Genomic DNA, 18,717 nt, shown 5'->3' with positions numbered 1-18,717 from the left:
TCTATGCGTAGTGTTCGACGGATTCCAGCGAAGCGGCGGCAAAGCCGTCTTCGGTAAATAAGTGGCAGGCGGAACGGGGCACGCGCAAGCTCGCGCGCTCGCCGGGCACGAGGCGTGTATTGCCCGGCGCTTTGGCGATCAGCGCGGCGCCGCCGGGCTGATCGAGGTGGACATAGCTGTGTTCGCCGAGTTGTTCGACGAGCGATACGGTGCGTGTCAGCACCGCGTCGTCCGGTGCGACGGAAGACGGATCGACGAATTCCAGGTGTTCAGGGCGCACGCCGAGCGTGACCGCTTGCGAGGTTTGCAGCCCCGCGCCGCTCACCGGCACCCGCATGGTTTCATGCGTGTGATCGAGCGTGACGCTGACGCCTTGCGCATCGACCGAGGCCACTCTTCCCGGCAGAAAATTCATGCGCGGCGAGCCGATGAAACCCGCGACGAAGCGGCTCTTCGGACGGTGGTACAACTCGAGCGGCGCGCCGATCTGCGCGATGCTGCCGTAGCGCTCGGTGTCCTTGCCGGCATGCAGCAGCACGATCTTGTCGGCGAGCGTCATCGCCTCGATCTGGTCGTGCGTCACGTAGACCACGCTGGCTTTGGCAAACTGCTTGTGCAGACGCGCGATTTCGATGCGAGTCTGACCACGCAGCGTGGCGTCGAGATTGGACAGCGGCTCGTCGAACAGAAACACGCCGGGCTCGCGCACGATCGCGCGGCCAATCGCCACCCGCTGCCGCTGGCCGCCCGACAACGCCTTCGGCTTGCGTTCGAGCAGCGCTTCCAGTTGCAGGATGCGCGCGGCTTCGCGCACCTTGCGGTCGATTTCATCCTTCGGGGTTTTAGCGAGCTTCAGGCCGAACGCCATGTTCTCGAACACGCTCATGTGCGGAAACAGCGCGTAGCTCTGGAACACCATCGCCACGCCGCGTTGCGCGGCCGGCACGTCGTTCATGAGTTTGCCGCCGATCGAGAGGTCGCCGTCCGTGAGGTCTTCGAGTCCGGCGATCATGCGCAGCAAGGTGGACTTGCCGCAACCGGACGGACCGAGAAACACGCAGAACTCGTTCTCGCCGATCTCGAGATCCACGTCGCGGATCACCGGCGCGCCGTCGCCATACGCCTTCTGCACGCCTCTTAACGAAATGCTCGCCATTGCATCGACTCCGTGATTTAATCGGCTCGAAGTCGGAGATTAAGCGCTTAATCAGCAAGGCCGAAAAAAATCGATCGCTTGGGATCGTTTTGCGCCTTGCCTGTCTCCGAGTTCGTTTTGTCTGTGCGACAGATGGTGCCGCGCCTCGGCGCGTGATGCAAATGTCGGGCAGCCATCCCAAATAATGAAAATATCATGCCCACACTCAGCGAAGTCGCGCGTCATGCCGGTGTCACTCCGGCCACCGTGTCCAACGTGCTGCGCAATCGCGGCCGGGTCGGCGCGACCACCCGACAGCGCGTGCTCGAAGCCGTCGAAGCGCTCGGCTACCGCCCGCATCTCGCCGCTCGCGCCCTCGCCGAAGGTCGCGCGCCGACGCTCGCATTGATGGTGTCGAGCATCGCCAATCCGTTCTATCCGGAGTTCGCGCTCGCCGTGGAACGCGCGGCGCGCACGAGCGGCCACTTCGTGATCATCTGCAATACGAACGAAGATCCGCACACCGGCCGCGCGTATCTCGACCAGATCGCCGGCACGCTCTCCGAAGGCGTGCTCGTGACGAACGCGAACCTCGATTTCGCCGATCTTCATACGACCGAAGCGCGCGGCACACCGGTCGTGCTTTGCATGTGGGAACGGCCTAACGAGCCGCCGGGCCTGCCGTGCGTCGCCGTCGATTTCCGGCGTGCGGGTGAACTGGCGGGCGCGCATTTGCTGGAACTCGGCCATCGGCGGATCGGCGCGATTGTCGGCAGCAAGGCCTCGGGCATTCATGCGGCCCGTTACGAAGGTTTCGTCGATGCGCTGCGCGCCGCCGGCGCACCGAAAGGTCGCGTCAAACATGCGGCGGATACGATCCAGGGCGGTTACGAAGCGGCACGCGCGCTGCTCGAAAGCGATCCGAAGCTCACCGCGATCTTCGTGACCAACGACCTGCCCGCGCTCGGCGCGATGCACGCCGCCGCCGACCTCGGCCTGAACGTGCCGGCGGACCTGTCCGTGATCGGCATCACCGACATTCAACTCGCGCGCGAGTCGCGTCCCGCGTTGACGACGGTCGCCGTGCCGACGGTCGAAGTCGCCGGGCTCGCGGTATCGCTGTTACGTGAGTTGATCGAGTCGTCGTATGGACAGGCGGGTCGCCCAACGGCCGGCGTGCCGATGCGCATCGCCTCGCCGCCCGAACTGGTTGTGCGCGCATCCACGGGCGTACCGCGTTCGCGCTGATGTGGCCGTAACAGCATCGCGGACGTTACGTAGCGAACCCTCGCTACGCACCCGCCGTGTTCCTCACGCGGTACCCGCAAACGCCCGCCAGAAGCGGCGCCGCCGCAAGCGCAGCGCATTCATCCACCGATCCATGCAGTTGGCACGGTCCCTGCAATTAAACAGGGAAAGGCCGAGCACCGCGACGACCCAGAGGCCGTCCGCGCTCGCCAACCGGCCGGGCCAAGGCCATAACACGCATGGATATTCGAATGATTGCCGATCTCTCGCTGGACGCTGACGTCGCCGAACACACCCTCCACGCCGACTCGAACTTCGCGCAGCGCCACCCTTTGCAAATCGCCGTGTGTCTGCGTCAACTCATGGCCCGACAGGACTTCGTCACGATCGAGTTCGGTGGCCGGCAAATCGTCACGCAGATACTCGATGTCGACTCGCGCAATGCGCGCTTTGTCTTCGATGCCGGCAGCGCGGCCGATGACAACGAGGCCTTACCCGCGGCCCGGCAACTCACGTTCCGCAGCCTGCCCAGCGGCATTCGCACCGAGTTCACGACGTTCGATGCCACGCCGACTCAGTTCGACGGTTTGCCGGCTTTCGAAGCGCCCTTCCCTGCGTTGATCTACTACATTCAACGCCGCGAATTCTTCCGCGTGCAAACGCCCGTGCTCGACCCGTACATCGCAAGCGGCCAATATGCGGATGGCGGCTCGTTCCGGCTGGAGTTGCAGGATCTCTCGCTGGGCGGCATCGCCGTAAAGACCGCCGACGAACGCTTCGGTTCGCTCGAACGCGGCACGGTACTGCGCGGCGTCGCACTGCAACTCGGCAGCTTCGGCATGCTGCGACTCGATCTGGAAATCGTCGCGCCACGACAGGTGACCACGGCGAAGGGCGACCAGCGTTTTGTGATCGGCTGCAAGTTCGTCGCGACGCCAGGCCCTGCCGAGCGGACCTTGCAACGCGTCGTCACGCAACTCGAAACGAGGCGGCAAGCACTCGCACCGCGCCGTTAGGCCGATTCGTCATGGACATCGTGATAACCGCGATATTCGCGCACCTCAGGGTTCGCTGAATACCCTCGCGACGCCAACGATTTGGCGTCGGGAAGACCGCATTCAGCTTTCAATTCGCCTTCATTCGAGCCAGGACTTTCCCGAAGCCCGAACGCTCGATCTCGCATCGCACCATTCCGCCGAAGCCCCGCCACATAAGGCATTCAGCCAGCTTGCTGCGTGTCGCGCGCAATCGTTCCATGCCAATGATTTCCTTGACGCAAGTCGGCGCGCCTGCTGTACTAAATCAACTGGAGTGATTTAGGCGGCACAAATCGACCCAGGTCGAAGTCGATTCGGACCGCCGTCATCGCGCAGCAGATCGCAAACCAGGTTGTCAGCGCGCAGCGTTCGCGCAGGCAACCGCCAGTACCACAACGTCGTTGCCAAAAACCGGAGGAGCGTCCCATGAATCTGAATTCCCGCAGGCTTCCTGTCGCCAGGAAAATCGTGTCGATGTGCGTCGCGGCATCGGCGGTATGGTGTGCGAGTGCGAGCCAGGCGGCTGACCAGCCGGTCGTCGGCCTGATCACCAAGACCGACACCAACCCGTTCTTCGTCAAGATGAAACAGGGCGCCGAAGCGGCCGCCTCGAAAGACGGCGCGAAGCTCGTCACCGCGGCCGGCAAGTTCGACGGCGACAACGCGAGTCAGGTCACCGCCATCGAAAACATGATGACGGCCGGCGCGAAAGCGATTCTGATCACGCCGAGCGACACCAAGGCGATCGTGCCGAGCATCAAGAAAGCGCGCGCCGCCGGTGTGATGGTGGTCGCGCTCGACACACCGACCGATCCGCAAGACGCCACCGACGCCCTCTTCGCCACCGACAACTTCAAGGCCGGCGTGCTGATCGGCAAATACGCGAAAGCCGCGCTCAACGGCAAGCCCGCGAAGATCGCCACGCTCGATCTCGCGCCCGGCGTCTCGGTCGGCGTGCTGCGTCATAACGGCTTCCTGGAAGGCTTCGGCGTGAAGGAAGGCGATCCTTCCGTGGTGTGCAGCCAGGACACGCGCGGCGATCAGGCCAAGGGCCAAACGGCGATGGAAAACTGTTTGCAGAAGTCGCCCGACATCAACGTGGTCTACACGATCAACGAACCGGCGGCAGCGGGCGCTTACCGCGCACTCAAGGCGGCGGGCAAGGACAAGAGCGTGATGATCGTCTCGATCGACGGCGGCTGTGAAGGCGTGCGCAACGTCAAGGCCGGCGCGATCGCCGCGACCTCGCAGCAGTATCCGCTGAAGATGGCCTCGCTCGGCGTGACGGCCGGCGTCGAGTACGCGAAGACCGGCAAGAAGGTCTCCGGCTATCAGGACACCGGCGTGACGCTGATCACCGACAAACCGATGTCCGGCATCGACAGCAAGGACACGAAGTTCGGCCTCGACAACTGTTGGGGCAACAAGTAACACGCACTGAACAGCGGCCCGCTTCGCCGGGCCGCCATCGCATTTGCCGCGTGGCCAAAGCGCCGCGCTCCTGCATCGAGGTTATTCATCATGTCGACTCCTTCCGCGCCCGCCGGCCATTCGCGTTCGTTCGCCGAGCGCATGCCATCGCTTGCCGAAGTCGGGCCACTCATCGCACTGGTACTGGCGTGCGGCTTCTTCATTTCACAAAGCAACCGCTTCCTGTCGTTCCAGAACCTCTCGCTGATTCTGCAGCAAACCATGGTGGTCGCGGTCATCGCCATCGGCCAGACGCTGATCGTGCTGACGGGCGGCATCGACCTCTCGTGCGGCATGGTGATGGCGTTCGGCTCGATCATCATGACCAAATTCGCGGTCACGCTCGGCGTACCGCCGGTCGTCGCGATTCTGTGCGGCGTTGGCGCGAGCACGCTGTTCGGCGCGCTCAACGGTGTGTTGATCACGCGCATCAAACTGCCTGCCTTCATCGTCACCTTAGGTACGTTGAATATCGCTTTCGCGCTCACGCAGATCTATTCGAACGCGGAGAGCGTGTCGAACCTGCCGGACGCGATCATGTTCTTCGGCAACACATTCAAGCTCGGCCCCGCGGATGTCACGTACGGCACCGTGCTCACCTTGCTGATGTATCTGGCCACGTGGTTCGTGTTGCGCGACACCGTGCCGGGCCGGCATCTGTACGCGCTCGGCAATAACCCCGAGGCCGCGCGGCTGATGGGCCTCTCGTCGCAAAAAATCTTGCTGACCGTGTACTCGCTGGCGGGCGCGATCTACGGCATCGCCGCGCTGTTGTCCGTGTCGCGTACGGGCGTGGGCGATCCGCAGGCGGGACAAACCGAGAATCTCGACAGTATTACCGCGGTCGTGCTCGGCGGCACGAGCCTGTTCGGCGGACGCGGCTCGATTGTCGGCACGCTGCTCGGCGCGTTGATCGTCGGCGTGTTTCGCAATGGCTTGACCCTGATCGGCGTTTCTTCGGTCTACCAGGTGTTGATCACCGGCATGCTGGTGATTCTCGCGGTGGCCGCCGACAAACTTTCCCATCGTCGCGGTTGAACAGCCAGAGGAATCCGTCATGTCTACCCCCATTTCCGCTTCTTCCGCGATGCCCGTTCTGCAGGCGCGCGGACTCATCAAACGCTACGGCAATGTGACCGCACTCGACGGTTGCGATTTCGAAGTGCTGCCCGGCGAGATCATGGCCGTGATCGGCGATAACGGCGCGGGAAAATCGTCGTTGATCAAGGCCCTTTCCGGCGCCACGGTGCCGGATGAAGGCGAGATTCTGCTCGACGGCAAGCCGGTCAAATTCCGCAGCCCGCTGGATGCCCGCGCGCAAGGCATCGAGACGGTGTATCAGGAACTCGCCGTGGCGCCGGCCATGAGCATCGCCGAAAACCTGTTCCTTGCGCGCGAATTGCTGAAACCCGGCTGGCGCGGCTCGATCTTCAAGATGATCGACAAGCGCCGCATGCTGGACGAAGCGACCGCGCATATGAAGGACCTGCAGATTGGTATCCGTTCGATGCGCCAGGCCGTGGAAACGCTCTCGGGCGGCCAGCGCCAGGGCGTGGCCGTGGCACGCAGCGCGGCGTTCGCGCGGCACGTGGTGATTCTCGACGAACCGACCGCCGCGCTCGGCGTGAAGGAAGGCAACATGGTGCTGGAACTGATCCGCCGCGTGCGTGATCGCGGCCTGCCGGTGATCCTTATCAGCCACAACATGCCGCACGTGTTCGAGATCGCGGACCGCATTCATATTCAGCGACTCGGCCGGCGCGCGGCGCTCGTGAACCGGGCGGACATCCACATGTCGGAGGCGGTGGCAATCATGACCGGCGCAAAGGAAGCAGACGTCAAGGCGATTGCATGATGCGCGCATCCTGCTGAGCGGGCGCCTACCATGGAAACCACCGGCACCCGTTCGCCCCTCAAACGCACGGTCGGCTCGAATCAGGTCGGCATGCGGCAGTTCAACGAGCGCATCGTGTTGCAGGCGATCCGCTTGCATGGGCCGCTGCCGAAAGCCGACGTCGGCCGCCTCACGCGTCTTTCGATGCAGACGGTGTCGATGATCGTCGAGCGTCTCATCGACGACGGGCTGCTTGAAAAGCAGGCTCGCGTGCGCGGCAGGATCGGGCAGCCGTCGGTGCCGATCGCGTTGCGCGCGCAAGGCGCGTACACCATCGGCGTCAAGGTGGGACGCCGCAGTCTCGACGTGCTGGCAATGGATTTTGCCGGCCACGTGGTGCACCGCGATGTCTTCGATTACGCGTATCCCGATCCACGCACGCTGTTTCCCGCGCTCGAAAATAAACTGGCGCGCGTGAACCAGACGCTCGGCGCGAGAGCCAGCCAGGTGGTCGGCGTGGGCGTCGCAGCGCCTTTGTGGCTCGGCGGCTGGCGTGACTTTCTCGGCGCGCCGCCCGACGCGCTGGAAGCATGGAACGAGATCGATCTGCGCTCGCGCATCGCCACGATGACGGGCTTGCCCGTCGAGTTCGCCAAAGACACCACGGCCGCATGCGCCGCCGAACTCGTGATGGGCCAGGGGCGCGGCATTCACAATTTCCTGTATCTGTTCGTCGGCACGTTTATCGGCGGCGGCCTTGTAATCGACGGCCGTCTGCATGGCGGCCCGCACGACAACGCGGGCGCGGTCGGCTCGATTCCGCTGCGTGAAGGCGGCACGCGCAAACCCGCGCGCCAGCTGCTGCACGCGGCGTCGGGCTTCGTGCTCGAAAAGCTGTTGACCGATGCGGGCGCGTCGGCCGCGGCGGCGCACGATCATCGGGCGTTGTCGCCGGAACTGTGGCGGCACACCGAGCAATGGCTCGACAGCGCATGCCCAGCGATCGCCACTGCGCTGACCAATGCGGCCGCCCTGCTCGATCTCGATGCGATCGTGATCGACGGCGAACTCGACCGGCAACTGTTGCGCGAAATCATTCGCCGCACCGAACGCGTGCTCGATCGCTTCGAATGGGAAGGCATGGTGCGTCCGCAATTGCTGGAAGGCGCGATCGGCGCCGACGCGCGTGCGATGGGCGGCGCGATTCTGCCGCTCTATGCGCATTTCGCGCCGGTGCATGAGTTGTTCCTGAAGCCGGCGGCGGAGACGGTTTTTTAGGCGCTGCCGGTGCGGCTCATCGACATCAGCACCAGCAGGCTGCGCTCGATGGTCATTGCGCACCGACCTTTCGCAACCGTAGCCGTCTTCACAAGCCGATCGTTCAACAACGGCTGCAACACCGGCACGCTGCGCCCGATGCTCATTGCGCGGCAACCTTCGAAACCGAAACCGTCTTCACAGGCGTCTCATTCAGCAATGGCTGCAACACCGGCGCCAACGACTTCAGCAATTGCACGGACAGCGCACTGGTGAACTCGTAATGCGCGGCATACGGTTCATGCACCCACGCGGTCAACGTGCCGTAGAACCGGTCGCCCATCGCGAACACGAAAGTCGCGCTACGGTTCACCTTGCGCGACTCGATCAGCCGCGCGCCTTTGGCGAACACATTGAAGCGCTGATCGCCGGTGCCGGTCTTGCCGTAGACCTCCAACGTTTGTCCATCGGGGAACGTCATGCCTTGCGCAAGACGCCTCGCCGTGCCGCCCGTCACCACATCGCGCAGCAACACTTTCACCGTGCTCGCGATTTCCGGCGACAACTGCTGCTCCGGCGCAACCGCCGCGCGCTTGAAGTGCGTTTCGTAAGGCGTGTCTTTCGCGAAGTCGAGTTGCGTGAGACTTTCCGTCGGCACCTTGTTGCCGTTGTTGGCGATCACGCCGATCAGTTGTGCAAGCGCGGCCGGCCGGTCGCCCGACGCGCCGATTGCCGCGGCATACGAAGGCGTGAGCGTCGCGAACGGATAGCCGAGCGCCTGCCATGATTTGCCGATCGCATCGTAAGCGCGCAGTTCGACCATCCGTTTGATGCGGCGGTCCTGCGTCGCGTGATAGCGCGTCTTGAAGAGCCACGAATAAGTCGACAGACGCACGTCACGGCTCGCGCTCTGGATCTGTTCGAGCGTGGCGTCGGGATGTTCGCGCAGATAGTTGAGCGTCCACAGTTCCAGCGGATGCACGCTCGAGATATAGCCACGATCGTTCAGATTGAAGCGGTCGATTGCGTATTTGGCGTACAGGTTCGCGAGGTCTTCATCGTCGAGCACGGAGGCGGCCGGCGTGTTCTTCAGCGCCGCACGCATTTGCGCGTTGAACCACGCATTCGACTCGTCCGGCGCGACGCTGCGCAACACCGTCGCCACCTTGGGCGGCGATTTGCGCACGCCGAGCAGCAGCAGTGCGAGCGCCTGATCGCGCGTCTTACCGTGATACTTCGTGTAGAAACGATTCATGTACACGCGGCTTTCCTGATCGGCGAAGCGCGTCAGATACATCTTGCGCATCTCAGGATCGGCCAGCCATTGCGCCGACGGACCGGTGGTCTGCACCATTTCGTAGTGGACGATGTCGCGCATCAGCCGCACGAACACCAGATTCACCGAATGCTGGAACGCGCGGTGCACGGTCAGGATGCGGCTGTTGTCGTCGGATTCGAAATTGTTGAAGGTCTGCGCGCCGCCGCCCGTGTAGAACGTTTCACCGGGACTAGCCGAGTATTTGCGCTCAACGGCCGCGTCGAGCATGGCTTGCAGCGAACGGTCCGAGGTGTGCGCAAGGTAGTCGAGCGACCAGCGCGTGAGTTGATCGTTCGGATCGTACTTCACGGCTTTCAGTTGCGCCGTGCTCAACGGTGCATAGCGCTTGTGCAGGTCGGAGACGATCTGCAAATACGTCACCACGGTACGCAGTTTCGCCGTCGAACCGAGATTCAGGCGCGCGCCGGAATTGATGTCGAACGGCTGGTTGACGCTGTCGGTTTGCACGCGCACGAGGTTGGCGCCGTCGCGCCGCTCGAACAGTGTGAAGCTGTAGGCGATTCTCGACGGATCGTCCGACGCGCGCAGCATTTCGAAACCGACCAGACCCGCCGCTTTCGCGCCGTCGCGCGTGGCGGCAGCGGCGAGCCGGTCGCTCACGGCTTGCTGAACGGTGTTGTTGAGTGTGCCGTTCGCCTGCAGATCGAGGCGGTCGAGTTCGTAAAAACTCGGTATGCCGAGCGCGGCGAGCAGATGCGAACGCATCGACGTCACCGCCTTGCGCGACACGAAGGAATCCGCACTGGCCGTTTTGGCGGGCGCGCGGTGCAAATCGACCACCGCGGAGAGCGCGGCGTCGCGCAACGGGATCGACACGATGCCGCCGTTCGCCAGCAGCCGCAAGTAACTGTCGGTCAGCCGTTCGAGTTCCTTGTAGCCGTGATGCAGGAAATACGACGGTGCACGTTGCGCGATCATCAACGAAAGCACCTGCCTGAACGCAACGCCTTGCTCCGGCAGATTCTGTTCGGTCGAAGGCGCTGCGAGGATGCGGTTGACGTCGTTGAAATCGCGGCCATACCAGGCGGCGAGACCGTCGCCGATACCGTTGATTTCGCCAATGCCCGGCTGCGCGGCCAGCGGCACCGAGTTGAGATAGTGGACCACGATCTGCCGGCGCGCCGGCATGGTTTGCGGGCCGTTCAGATAGGCGCGCACCGAAGCCGACGCGATCTGCCGCAGTTTCTCCGGCGGCGTCGCCGTGCGGCCGCCCGCCGAGTGGCGGAATTTTTCGATCTGCGTGGCGAGCGTGCTGCCGCCGGGCTGCGACTGATGGTGATCGAACACGCGCACGCCCTGATCGGCCAATGCGCGGCTAAAGCGGCCCCAGTCGATAGCCGGATTGCGGTTTGGCTGGTTCGGATCGAGCAGATAGCGGTCTTCGATAAACAGCAGCGAATTCACGACCAGCGGCGGAATCGCGTCGAAGCTGTCGTATACGCGGCCGGGAAACTGCGCGGCGAAAAGCGGCGCGCCGGTGCCGTCGAAGAGTTGCAGGCCCGCCTGATCCTTTTCTTCGTACGGGAGAAAGAGGCCGTTGTCCGCCAGCGACAGCATCCGCTCGGAGTCGCGCGCCTGAGTGGTGATTTCAAAGCCGCGTTGCAACAGACGCTGCTGGATGGACGGCAGCAACGCGTAGCCCAGGCGGCTGTCGTAAGGGCCTTTGTCGGTTTGGGGAAAACGGATGGAATGACTGGGACCGTCCGCGACGGAAAAACCGACGTCGCGAGTCAATTCGGAGAGATAGTGCGCCTGCAATCGCGAGGTTTCGATCTCGATCTGGCAAAAGCGTGCCGCCAATGCCAGCGCAAGCAAAAATGCCGCTACCAGCGCCCATTTGATCCACTTGCGCACAGACGTCGTGCCCGTTGCGCGAAACGGTAACCGAATCAGCGGCCGATTCATGGTGCTCTCCCCGAGCGGGCACCGGTTTCTTCAGGGCCGGCACACCTTCGAAGCAGTGTAGCGCGGAACGCGAACCCGCGATCCGTTCGGATTTACCCGAGAGTGTCGCGGCTACAACACCCGTTTGCGAAGCATGGCGCGGCGTGAATTGCCATGCGATATTGAGCGTCTTTCCTGTGATGAAAAAATCGCCGCTTCAGGCGGTTTTTTGCTTTCTCGCCGGGCGTTCCGGCGACCGTCCCTGCGCCTGTTCGACCGGCAGCGCGCACAGCAGATCGATGAACTGTTCCGCCGGCGGCGACAGCACACCGCCCTTGCGCGTCACGATGCCAAAAGTCTGCGAAGGCGACTTGAGCTTCACCGGCACGAGGCGCAGCATTTTTTGCCGAACGAACAAGCCGGCGATTGCCGTGGGCAACAGCGAAACCAGATCGTGACTGCTCTGCAGGAGCGCCACCGTCACGAACGTCGAGGCCGTGGAAACCGGGTTATCCGGCATCCGCAGACCGGCCAGATCCATCTCACGTTCGAGCAGCGCGTGCAGCGGCATATGCGACGGATACATCACCCAACGGTGGCCGGCCAGATCGCGCAGTTTCACCTCTTTCTTCGGCAACGGCGGATGACCGTAGCCGACCACCACCGAGAGCGGCTCGTCGCCTAGCGGACGATAGTGATATTTCGACGGATCGGCCGCCACCGCCGCGCGGCCGATCACCAGATCGAGCCGGCCGTCGTCGAGTTGCTGCAGCATGCGCGCGCTCGTGTCTTCCACCACTTCGACGGAAAGATCCGGCTGGGCCGCATGCAGTTGATTCAGCGCCGGCACGACGCACTCCGGAATCGCGCCCATGATCGCGCCGATCGCAAGCCGCCCGCCGCGCCCGGAACGTATCTCGGCAACGTCCTGGCAGAGCGCGGTGAGATCGGTCGTCATGAGCCGCGCGTAGCGGATCACGCAGTGGCCGAGCTGGTTCGGGATCATGCCGCTCTTCGAGCGCTCGAAGAGCGGTGCGTCGAGCATCGACTCCAGTTCCTGCAAGGCCTTGCTGGCGGCCGATTGCGTCATGGACATCGCGCCGGCGGCTTTGTGCAGGGACTTCAGGTCGTCGAGTGCGATCAGCAACTGGAGTTGCTTCATGCGCAGCTTCGAAAGCAGGACGTTGAGGGTGTTTTTCATGAAGGATCGCGTTCAAGCATGGGTGAGTCGCAAAAGCGATCACAAGATGGAAACAATTCAATATACCCGCGCTGCCCCAACGCCGTATAGTCGCCAGTGGAGACATTCCCACACCCACGAAAACGCACAACCATGAACCAGTCATCTCATCCTGCTGCATTGCGCGGCGTGTTCCCCGTCGCCCCGACCATCTTCGACGACGCCGGCCGGCTCGACCTCGAAGGCCAGAAACGCTGCATCGACTTCATGATCGATGCGGGTTCGAACGGGCTATGCATTCTGGCGAACTTCTCCGAACAGTTCGCGCTCTCCGACGATGAGCGCAACACGCTCATGCACGTCGTGCTCGAACACGTCGCGGGCCGCGTGCCGGTGATCGTCACGACCACGCACTTCAGTTCATATCAGTGCGCCGAACGCAGCCGCAGCGCGCAGGCCGCGGGTGCCGCGATGGTGATGGTCATGCCGCCGTATCACGGCGCGACCATCCGCATCGGCGAACGTGGCATCTACGAGTTCTACCGCACGGTGTCCGACGCGATTGATATCCCGATCATGATTCAGGACGCGCCGGTCAGCGGCACCCCGTTGTCCGCGCCGTTTCTCGCCCGCATGGCGCGCGAGATCGACAACGTGTCGTACTTCAAGATCGAAGTGCCGCAGGCCGCGAACAAGCTGCGCGAGCTGATCGAACTGGGCGGCGACGCAATCGTGGGTCCGTGGGACGGCGAGGAGGCCATCACGCTGATGGCCGATCTGGATGCGGGCGCAACCGGTTCGATGACGGGCGGCGGCTACGCCGACGGCATCCGTTTGATCGTCGACGCCTATGCGGCCGGCGACACCGAGGCGGCCGCCGCGCACTATCAGCAATGGCTGCCGCTGATCAATTACGAGAACCGCCAGGGCGGCCTCGCCTCGTGCAAGGCGCTGATGAAGGAAGGCGGCGTGATCCGCTCGGATGCGGTGCGCCATCCGCTGCCGCAGATGCATCCGGCCACGCGCGAAGGACTGTTGAAGGTCGCGCGACGGCTCGATCCCCTGGTGCTGCGCTGGGGTCGTTAAAGCGCGCCGCAGCGGCCCTGCTCCCACTCACACGCATCCCGCGCGCCCCGACTGCCTGAAAGCGCAGCGCGGCGCGTCATTTCGCAATGGCGCGAGCACACACAACGCCGCGCTCCGCAGCCACATACGCAAACCCCGTCCCAACGGATGCAGGCCGCCGAAAAAAAACCACGTACAAGCTAGCGGAGAAGTTGAGTAACATAGGCGCGCAAGCTCACCCTGACTCCCTCCATGACCGCCAATCCTCGAGAACTGACGCCGGAAACGCTCGCCGAGCTGCTCGAACGTGTCGCCAAACAAGATGGCGCGGCGTTGCGCGAGCTGTATGATCTCGCCGCCCCGAAACTGTTCGGCCTCGCGCTCCGTATATTGAGCAAGCACGAGTGGGCCGAAGAAGTTTTGCAGGACAGCTTCGTCAATATCTGGCGCTTTGCCGGCGACTATCGCCGCGCATTGTCCGCCCCCATGACGTGGATGTCGGCGATCGTCCGCAACCGTGCTCTCGATCATCTGCGGCGGGTCAATACGCAGGAAACGGAATGGAGCGATGCGTTGGACGATCTCGTGGCGACCGGCGACCCGGATCCCGAAGCGCTGACCGCGGTCAGCCTGCAGGCGCGTTTGCTGGCCGGCTGCATGCAGCAGCTGGAACCCGCGCAGCGCCAGGCGGTCGCCCTCGCGTATCTGCGCGATCAAAGCCATAGCGAGATCGCCGAAGTGCTGAGCGTGCCGCTCGGCACCATCAAGTCATGGATCCGGCGCGGCCTCGCCAAGCTGAAGACCTGCCTGGGAGGCGAGTGATGAATCTCCATCGCTATCCTCAACTCGTCGATCTGCTGGCCGCCGAATATGTGCTCGGCACGCTGCGCGGCAGCGCGCGGCGCCGCTTCGAACGCTACGCGGACCACGACGCGACGATCCGCAAAGCCGTCGACGAATGGCAGCGGCGCATCTCGCCGATGGCGGAACTCGCCGAGCCGCGCATGCCGCCGGCCGCCGTCTGGGACGCCATCGAACGACGCCTTGGCCTTGCGGCCACGCGCGACGCGGCACGTCCGCGCAGGGTGGTGGAAACACCCGCGCGGCCGTCGCGCAGCATCTTCGAGAACCTGGCGTTCTGGCGCGGCTGGGCGCTCGGCGTCACGGGCCTCGCCGCGGTGGCCGTGGTGATCGCCGTGCGCTCGCTGCTGCCGTCCGCCACGCCGCCCGTCACGGCGCCGATCGTTGCTCAGCAACCCGAAGCAGCCGTGTCGCATGTCGCCGTGCTGAACAACAAGGACGCGCATCCGGTCATGCTGGTCGCGTGGGACGAAACGCATTCGACCATGACGGTGCAGCCGCTCGGCAAGGTCGACCTGCCCGCCGGCCGGGCGATGGAACTATGGGGCATACCGGCGAGCGGCCATCCGGTCTCGCTCGGCATGCTGCCGGACAGCGCGAACGGCAAGGTCACGGCCGGCCAGCAGAAGCCGGAGAATTACGCGGCGCTGGCCGTGTCGATCGAAGCGCCGGGCGGCTCGCCAGATCACAACGCGCCGAGCGGTCCAGTCGTGTTCACCGGCAAGTTGCTGCCGGTATCCTAGACGTTTCGTCTGCAACAGGCCAGGGCCGCTATTCGCTCGACGCGAATGCCGGCCCTTGTTTCATGCGCGATTCCACTCGGCGGCAGCGCGCCGGCTGGACGCAAGCGCGATTGCCGCTACCCTAGCCGCTATGCAAAGCTTTTACGAAGCCACTGTCATCCGTACGTCCGCTTATGCGCCGCTGGCCGGCCGGCGTAGCGCCAATGTCTGCGTCATCGGCGGCGGGCTGGCGGGACTGTCCACGGCGTTAGGACTCGCTGAACGAGGCGTTGCCGACGTCACCGTGCTCGAAGCGCGGCAAGTGGGTTTCGGCGCGTCCGGCCGCAACGGCGGGTTCGTGTTCGGCGGCTATAGCCTCGATTGCGCCGATCTGCTCAAAACCCTCGGCGCCGCACGCGCCCGCGAACTCTATACGCTGACCACCGACGCCGTCGATCTGATGCGCAAACGGATCGCGCGCTATCACATTGACTGCGACGCGACCGACGCCGGCGTGATCCTCGCCAACTGGTTCGACGAACCGGCTCGACTGGAAACGCAGCGGCGCCTGATGCGCGATTCGTTCGGCGTCGAGTGGGAACCGGTTGCGGCGCAGCAGCTCGCTTCGCGACTGAAAACGCGCCGTTATCACGGCGGTCTGTTCGAGCGCAACGCATTCCACTTTCATCCGTTGAAGTACGTCCTTGGCGTGGCTAACGCAGCGGCGCATGCCGGCGTGCGGATCCACGAGGGTTCGGCGGTCGTGCGTCTCGAGCGCGACGGCGCCGGCTTCGTGGTGCACACGCAGCACGGCGCGCTCGACGCGCAACACGTGGTGATGGCGGGCGGCGGCTACGCGCGCCGCGTCTATCCGTTGGTCGAACGCGCGGTACTGCCGATCGCCACCTACGTGATGGCGACCGAACCGCTCGGCGCGCGTCTGCAAGACGCGATCGACACGCGCGCCGCCATCTACGATACGCGCTTCGCCTTCGACTATTACCGGCCGCTGCCCGACACCCGGATTCTGTGGGGCGGCCGCATCTCGGTGCGCGACCGCGCACCTGAAGTGATCGCGCGGCTGCTGCAGCGCGATCTGCTCAAGGTCTATCCGCAGTTGCGCGACGTGCGCATCGAGTACGCGTGGGGCGGCCTGATGAGCTACGCGCGGCACAAGATGCCGCAAATCGGCCGCAGTCCGGATGGCGTCTGGTACGCGGTCGGCTTCGGTGGACACGGCATGGCGCCGACCACCGTATCCGGCGAGTTGCTGGCGGCGGCGATTGCCGGTGAGCGTCCGGTGCCCGAGGCATTTGCGTCGTTTGGCCTGACACCCGCTTACGGCGCGCTCGGCCTCGCGGCCGCGCAACTGACCTACACCGCCATGCAGACACGCGATGCACTCGCCGCGCGCCGCCGCCCTGCGGTTTGATGTCCACCGAAACGCGCCCGCACATGCCCGAGACCCGCTCCGGAGGCCGATTTGACCGTGCTAGAATGCGCCGTCATCGCCGCTCGAATACACAATGAAAAAGGGAAGCAAGGCTGCCGAGCCTGATACCAACGGCATCCCGTCCGACACTCCGCGTACCGACGCCCGGCGCAAGTACGATCCCGAACAGACGAAGCGCAACATTCTCGATGTCGCGACCCAGGAGTTCTCCGCGATGGGACTGACGGGCGCACGCGTCGACGCGATCGCGGAGCGCACGAACACCACCAAGCGCATGCTGTATTACTACTTCGGCAGCAAGGAAGGGTTGTACCAGGCGGTGCTGGAAAAAGTGTATGGGGACATTCGCGCGCTCGAACAGGATCTGCACGTCAGCGAACTCGATCCGGTCGAAGGCATGCGCGCGCTCGTCGAGTTTACGTTCGACTATCACGACCGCCAGCGCGATTTCGTGCGGCTCGTCACGATCGAAAATATTCACGGCGCCAAATACGTCGAGCAGGTCAAGACGTTCAAAGGCCGCAACGTCACCGTGATTCATACGATCGAAGATCTGCTCTCGCGCGGTATCGCGGCCGGTCAGTTCCGCAGCGACATCGATCCGATCGATCTGCATTTACTGATCAGTTCGCTGTGCTTTCATCGTGTCGGCAATCGCCATACGTTCGGCACGGCGTTCGGCCGCGATCCGTCGCATCCGCGTTTGCGTGCGCGGCATCGCGCGATGATCGTGGATGCCGTGCTGCGGTTCGTGCGCAAGGACGATTGAGGCAATCGGGCCTCAAGTAAAAAACGGGACGCGGCTTTCGCCACGTCCCGTTTTTTTGTCCAGCGCTGAAGCGCTCAATCCGCCAGCACGATCCGCTTGATATCGCCGACGATGAAGATGTACGACAGCGCCCCAACCAGCGCGATCGCGCCGATGAACACCAGCGCACCAACGAACGAGCCGGTCGCCGCGACGATGAACCCCACCACCAGCGGCGTCACGATGCCGGCCAGGTTTGCCGCGAAGTTGAAGATGCCGCCGGTGACGCCGAGCAGGCCGTCCGGCGCGATGTCCGACACCAGCGTCCAGCCCAGCGCGGCCATGCCCTGCGCGAAAAACGCCACCGACAGGATCGCGATCACCGCCACGTTGCTGTCCACATAGTTGGCGAGAATGATGGTGGACGCGAGCAGCAGGCCGGCGATGATCGGCAGCTTGCGCGCCACGTTCGGCGACTTGCCGCGGCGCAACAGCCAGTCGGAGAAGAGACCGCCGAACATCACGCCGATCGACGCGGCAATGAACGGCATGATCGCGAAGAAGCCGATCTTGAGCCACGCCATATGGCGTTCGGTGGCGAGATATGTCGGGAACCAGGTGAGGAAGAACACCAGCGTCGAGTTGCCGGCGAACTGGCCGAGGCAGATACCGGTCAGTTGACGATGCTTGAGCAGGCGTCCGATGGTGCGCCATTCAAAGCCGCTTTGTGCCGGTGCCGCCGGTGCCGCCGCGCCCGTGGTGGCCGCTGCATCGGCGTTCTTCTTCCGATGCGTCAGACCGCCGCCCGCTTCGATATAGTCGAGTTCCGCCTGATTCGCCGACGGATGATCGCGCGGCTCGCGGTAGAACATCCACCAGATCACGCCGAACACGAGACCCACGCCGCCCACCACGTAGAACAGCGAGCGCCAGCCGAACGTGCCCATCAGCATGAACAGGAAGGGGCTGAAGAAAGCGAGGCCGATATATTCGCCGACCGTGTACGTGCCGGTCGCCATCGCGCGTTCGCTCTGCGGAAACCACGTGGCAACGACGCGGCTATTGGTCGGAAAGCACGGCGCTTCCGAGACGCCGAGGCCGAGGCGGAATACGAACAGCGCGCCGATGCCGTGCACCAGCCCTTGCGCGAGCGTGCACAGCGACCAGAAGGTCATCGACAGGAAATACGTCACCTTGCTGCCGAAGCGGTCGAGGAACAGGCCGCCCGGAATCTGCGCGGCCACATAGCTCCACGAGAACACTGAGAACAGCAGTCCCATCAGCGCGGCGTTGATGCCGAGTTCTTTGGTCAACTGCGGCGCCGCGATGCCGAGCACCGTGCGGTCGAGATAATTGATCATGGTCCCGACCGCGAGCAGCGCCAGAATCTGAAAGCGGGCTTTCGAGCGGCGCGCAGTGCTGACGGTGGCGCCTTGCGGCGCGGCGGCGTCGGCGGGACTGGATTGAATCGGTTGCTGCATGGG

Annotated in this window: 16 protein-coding genes; 11 read left to right on the top strand and 5 right to left on the bottom strand. The window is 64.0% G+C overall.

Features of this window, described 5'->3' with window-relative positions; genetic code table 11:
- Position 1 precedes the first annotated feature (1 nt).
- The gene (locus B0G73_RS01730) at positions 2 to 1,156 is read right to left on the bottom strand and encodes an ABC transporter ATP-binding protein (protein ID WP_106277305.1); all 1,155 of its coding nucleotides are present in this window, start codon (positions 1,154 to 1,156) and stop codon (positions 2 to 4) included.
- A 195-nt stretch (positions 1,157 to 1,351) separates the two neighbouring features.
- On the opposite strand from B0G73_RS01730, the gene B0G73_RS01725 reads away from it, so the two are divergent.
- The 6 genes from B0G73_RS01725 to B0G73_RS01700 all read left to right on the top strand — a co-directional run bounded on the left by B0G73_RS01725 (position 1,352) and on the right by B0G73_RS01700 (position 8,002).
- Positions 1,352 to 2,383 (top strand): LacI family DNA-binding transcriptional regulator, encoded by a 1,032-nt coding sequence (locus tag B0G73_RS01725; protein WP_106277303.1) that lies wholly within the window; start codon positions 1,352 to 1,354, stop codon positions 2,381 to 2,383.
- A gap of 239 nt (positions 2,384 to 2,622) precedes the next feature.
- Positions 2,623 to 3,399, top strand: a complete 777-nt coding sequence (locus B0G73_RS01720; RefSeq protein ID WP_258193142.1) for a flagellar brake protein — start codon at positions 2,623 to 2,625, stop codon at positions 3,397 to 3,399.
- A 447-nt stretch (positions 3,400 to 3,846) separates the two neighbouring features.
- Positions 3,847 to 4,851: a sugar ABC transporter substrate-binding protein gene (locus tag B0G73_RS01715; RefSeq protein ID WP_106277300.1), complete on the top strand. Its 1,005-nt coding sequence runs from the start codon at positions 3,847 to 3,849 to the stop codon at positions 4,849 to 4,851.
- A gap of 90 nt (positions 4,852 to 4,941) precedes the next feature.
- Complete coding sequence (locus B0G73_RS01710) at positions 4,942 to 5,928, top strand: ABC transporter permease (RefSeq protein WP_106277298.1); 987 nt, start codon at positions 4,942 to 4,944, stop codon at positions 5,926 to 5,928.
- A gap of 19 nt (positions 5,929 to 5,947) precedes the next feature.
- Positions 5,948 to 6,745, top strand: coding sequence for an ATP-binding cassette domain-containing protein (locus B0G73_RS01705; RefSeq protein ID WP_106277296.1), 798 nt, complete (start codon positions 5,948 to 5,950; stop codon positions 6,743 to 6,745).
- Between the two features lie 30 nt (positions 6,746 to 6,775).
- Positions 6,776 to 8,002: an ROK family transcriptional regulator gene (locus B0G73_RS01700; protein WP_106277294.1), complete on the top strand. Its 1,227-nt coding sequence runs from the start codon at positions 6,776 to 6,778 to the stop codon at positions 8,000 to 8,002.
- Here the strand turns inward: B0G73_RS01700 and B0G73_RS40345 are convergent.
- The 3 genes from B0G73_RS40345 to B0G73_RS01690 all read right to left on the bottom strand — a co-directional run bounded on the left by B0G73_RS40345 (position 7,999) and on the right by B0G73_RS01690 (position 12,405).
- Positions 7,999 to 8,148, bottom strand: a complete 150-nt coding sequence (locus tag B0G73_RS40345) for a hypothetical protein (protein WP_181196474.1) — start codon at positions 8,146 to 8,148, stop codon at positions 7,999 to 8,001. The genes B0G73_RS01700 and B0G73_RS40345 overlap by 4 nt on opposite strands.
- On the bottom strand, positions 8,145 to 11,225 hold the full coding sequence (locus B0G73_RS01695) for a transglycosylase domain-containing protein (RefSeq protein WP_106277292.1): 3,081 nt from the start codon (positions 11,223 to 11,225) through the stop codon (positions 8,145 to 8,147). The genes B0G73_RS40345 and B0G73_RS01695 overlap by 4 nt, the downstream gene beginning before the upstream one ends.
- A 196-nt stretch (positions 11,226 to 11,421) precedes the next feature.
- Positions 11,422 to 12,405, bottom strand: a complete 984-nt coding sequence (locus B0G73_RS01690; protein ID WP_106277290.1) for a LysR family transcriptional regulator — start codon at positions 12,403 to 12,405, stop codon at positions 11,422 to 11,424.
- 132 nt (positions 12,406 to 12,537) lie between these two features.
- Here B0G73_RS01690 and B0G73_RS01685 point away from each other — a divergent pair, with 132 nt between their 5' ends.
- From B0G73_RS01685 to B0G73_RS01665, 5 genes are all read left to right on the top strand, one after another.
- The gene (locus tag B0G73_RS01685; RefSeq protein WP_106277288.1) at positions 12,538 to 13,470 is read left to right on the top strand and encodes a dihydrodipicolinate synthase family protein; all 933 of its coding nucleotides are present in this window, start codon (positions 12,538 to 12,540) and stop codon (positions 13,468 to 13,470) included.
- A gap of 231 nt (positions 13,471 to 13,701) precedes the next feature.
- Positions 13,702 to 14,271 (top strand): RNA polymerase sigma factor, encoded by a 570-nt coding sequence (locus B0G73_RS01680; RefSeq protein ID WP_106277286.1) that lies wholly within the window; start codon positions 13,702 to 13,704, stop codon positions 14,269 to 14,271.
- The gene (locus tag B0G73_RS01675; protein ID WP_106277284.1) at positions 14,271 to 15,053 is read left to right on the top strand and encodes an anti-sigma factor domain-containing protein; all 783 of its coding nucleotides are present in this window, start codon (positions 14,271 to 14,273) and stop codon (positions 15,051 to 15,053) included. The genes B0G73_RS01680 and B0G73_RS01675 overlap by 1 nt, the downstream gene beginning before the upstream one ends.
- A 130-nt stretch (positions 15,054 to 15,183) precedes the next feature.
- Positions 15,184 to 16,464 (top strand): FAD-binding oxidoreductase, encoded by a 1,281-nt coding sequence (locus B0G73_RS01670; protein WP_106277282.1) that lies wholly within the window; start codon positions 15,184 to 15,186, stop codon positions 16,462 to 16,464.
- Between the two features lie 94 nt (positions 16,465 to 16,558).
- Positions 16,559 to 17,254 (top strand): TetR family transcriptional regulator, encoded by a 696-nt coding sequence (locus tag B0G73_RS01665; RefSeq protein WP_106277280.1) that lies wholly within the window; start codon positions 16,559 to 16,561, stop codon positions 17,252 to 17,254.
- 74 nt (positions 17,255 to 17,328) lie between these two features.
- Here B0G73_RS01665 and B0G73_RS01660 read toward each other — a convergent pair whose 3' ends face one another.
- Positions 17,329 to 18,714 (bottom strand): MFS transporter, encoded by a 1,386-nt coding sequence (locus B0G73_RS01660; protein WP_106277278.1) that lies wholly within the window; start codon positions 18,712 to 18,714, stop codon positions 17,329 to 17,331.
- Positions 18,715 to 18,717: the final 3 nt, after the last annotated feature.

Origin of the sequence: Paraburkholderia sp. BL25I1N1 (assembly GCF_003002025.1) — a bacterium.
GTDB lineage: Bacteria > Pseudomonadota > Gammaproteobacteria > Burkholderiales > Burkholderiaceae > Paraburkholderia.
Note: the sequence above shows the minus strand (reverse complement) of the source record. Positions and strands in the feature narration are given on the sequence as shown.